This is a genomic window from Candidatus Goldiibacteriota bacterium (assembly GCA_016937715.1).
GTDB lineage: Bacteria > Oederibacteriota > PGYV01 > PGYV01 > PGYV01 > PGYV01.
The window spans coordinates 1-2,644 of record JAFGWA010000058.1 but is presented as its reverse complement, the minus strand read 5'-3'; the positions used below and the strand labels follow the sequence as shown (position 1 = coordinate 2,644).

Genomic DNA, 2,644 nt, shown 5'->3' with positions numbered 1-2,644 from the left:
GGGCTGCTTCAGTTTGACGTTATTTTATACCGCCTTGCCAACGAATACGGCGCGGACTGCAGGTTTGAACAGTTAAACATACATAAAGCGTGCTGGGTGACGTCAAAAGACCCCAAAAAAATGGAAGAGTTTTGCAGGGATATGGCCGACAGAATAGCCAATGACAAAAACGGCGACCCCGTATTTTTCTCGGAATCAGAATGGATGCTTAATTATCACATCAAAAAATACCCTGATATCAGTTTCCACTTCACTTCCGAATTCAAAAAATAAATATCCCGTACCGGACTGTCATAATTTTTGGCCCGGCAGCCTTACACAGTTCATCCAGAATTTTTCCATGTATTTAACCACTTCAATAAACTCCGCCATAGCAAAAGGCTTTACAATGTAACAGTTAGCCATATATTTATAAGCGCTATTTATATCCGCTTCAGAATCAGAATTGGAAAGCACTATAACGGGAATACCGCTTATTTTTTCATTGCCCTTAATCTGCTTTAACACTTCAAGCCCGTTCAATCCCGGAAGGCGCAGGTCAAGCAACACCAGATTAGGCCTTGGCGCATTCTGATATTTGCCTTCCTGTTTAAGAAAACTTATCGCTTCTTCCCCATCGCCCACTATACTTAAATTATTCTGCACCCTACTTTCCTTAAACGCTTCCACAACAAGCCTTACATCTCCCGGTTTGTCATCTACAAGCAGAACAGATAATATAGCCATATAAAAACCTCCGCCTTCCCCTTTTTAATAACTTCTGTTTCTAATTCATTTTTTTAAGCCACATATCATTAATATACTTTATTATCTCTACAAATTCTGAAAGTTCAAGCGGTTTTGTCATATAGGAATTAGCCCTGTGTTCATACGAATCCAGAATATCCTCTTTGGCATCGGAATTTGTAAGCATAAATACCGCTATATCTTTGGTGGACTCATTCTCCCTTATTTCTTTTAAAACCTCCCTGCCGTTCTTTTTTGGCATTTTTATGTCCATAATTACAATGTCAGGAGTCTGCGCCCCGGCATATTTACCATTCTTAAAAATATAATCTACGGCTTCTTTCCCGTCATAAACGGCATTAAAATCAACATCAATATTTAAAATTTTAAACGCCTCCTGCACCAGCCTGACATCGCTTTGTTTGTCTTCCACAAGCAGTACTTTTGCTTTACTCATTTGTTTCCCTCCTTATTGGAATGGTAAACTTCACTTTTGTTCCCTGCCCCGGTTCTGATTCTATCCATATAGCACCTCCAAGATTAACTACAATCTTCTTACAAATAGTAAGCCCGATGCCGGTTCCAGGGTATTCATCATCAGAATGCAGCCTTTCAAAAAGGCCAAATACCCTTTCCTCGTATTGTTTATCCAGCCCTATCCCGTTATCCGATACTGTTATTACCCAATCCTCTTCTTTTTCTTCTGCCGCCACATGAATTACAGGCGGTTTTTCAGAACGAAACTTAACAGCATTGCCTATAAGATTTGTAAAAAGCTGCACCATTTCAATTTTATTTGCCCTGATAACAGGAAGGTCATCATGTATTATTTTCCCGCCGTCCAGCGCGGCCGAAAAGTCTCCGGCAATTAAATCTATTATGTTATTCAAATTAACACTATCTGTTTCCACATTTCTTCTTCCTATACGCGAATAAGTTAAAAGCGCCTGTATTAATTCAAACATTCTTTTGGTGCCGCTTAACGCGAAATCCATAAACTCTATTGTTTCACCGGAAAACTCGCTTTTATGCCTTATTTTTATCAGTCCAAGATAATTTGAAATCATCCTTAACGGCTCTTTTAAATCGTGAGACGCAACGTAAGCAAACTGTTCCAGTTCTGAATTTGTCTGCTCCAGCTGCCATATGACCTTTTTCATTCTGTCCTCTGTTTTTTTTCTTTCGGTTATATCCCTCATGTTAAGCACAATCCCCCTGACCACAGGATCATCAAACATTTTCTTTATGGTCAAATCCAGAACCGTAAGCCTGTTATCTTTTGTTTTGGCTCTTACTTCCGAATTTTCAATTACGCCGGCCGGCAGGCCTTTAACTTTTTCCATAAAGCTGTCCTGCTTAAATCCGGGTGAAAAACTGCTGAAAGGCCGGCCTTCAAGTTCCGCCGGAGTATAGCCAAGAACTTTTACAGACGCCCGGCTTGCGTATTTAATCAACCCATTTTCATCCATTACCATAATAACGTCCGATGATTCCTCCGTTAAAGCTTTATAATACATTTCGCTTTCTATAATGGCTTTTTCCATATTTTTGCGTTCCGATATATCCCTTACCGTGGTTAAAAAAACCTTTTCATTATTTATATCAAACTGGTGCACATTCACATCAACAGGCGACTGCGCGCCCGAAAAATGCCTGACTACAGTTTCAAAAGAAATGTGCCTGTATTCTTCAAGTTTATTTACAATCTCATCGGCATGCCCTTCATCGTAGCCGGCGATTATATCTTTTGGTTTCATTTTCAAAAGCTGTTCTTTTGTATACCCGTATTTTCTTACCGCCGTTTCATTAACTTCATAAAAGAAAGACGGGTTGCCGTCAGGCCCAATTTTATTTACCAGAACAGGGTCTCCCGCGTTATCAAAGAGCATCCGGTACTTTTCCGCGCTGTCAGCCACGT

General features: G+C 40.1%; 4 protein-coding genes. 1 reads left to right on the top strand and 3 read right to left on the bottom strand.

Annotated elements, in window-relative coordinates:
• Window positions 1–273: peptide chain release factor 3 (gene prfC / locus JXR81_06600; GenBank protein ID MBN2754521.1), on the top strand; the 273-nt coding region annotated here is incomplete at its 5' end.
• An 18-nt stretch (window positions 274–291) separates the two neighbouring features.
• Here the strand turns inward: prfC and JXR81_06595 are convergent.
• From JXR81_06595 to JXR81_06585, 3 genes are all read right to left on the bottom strand, one after another.
• The gene (locus tag JXR81_06595; protein ID MBN2754520.1) at window positions 292–726 is read right to left on the bottom strand and encodes a response regulator; all 435 of its coding nucleotides are present in this window, start codon (window positions 724–726) and stop codon (window positions 292–294) included.
• A gap of 40 nt (window positions 727–766) precedes the next feature.
• A complete protein-coding gene (locus JXR81_06590) occupies window positions 767–1,183 on the bottom strand; it encodes a response regulator (protein ID MBN2754519.1) in 417 nt (138 codons plus the stop codon).
• The coding region (locus JXR81_06585; protein ID MBN2754518.1) for a PAS domain S-box protein at window positions 1,176–2,644 on the bottom strand (1,469 nt) is incomplete at its 5' end. The genes JXR81_06585 and JXR81_06590, both read right to left, overlap by 8 nt.

Coding starts and splice junctions, on each gene's coding strand:
- JXR81_06595 (MBN2754520.1), bottom strand. CDS start 726: ATGGCTATATTATCTGTTCTGCTTGTAGATGACAAACCGGGAGATGTA.
- JXR81_06590 (MBN2754519.1), bottom strand. CDS start 1,183: ATGAGTAAAGCAAAAGTACTGCTTGTGGAAGACAAACAAAGCGATGTC.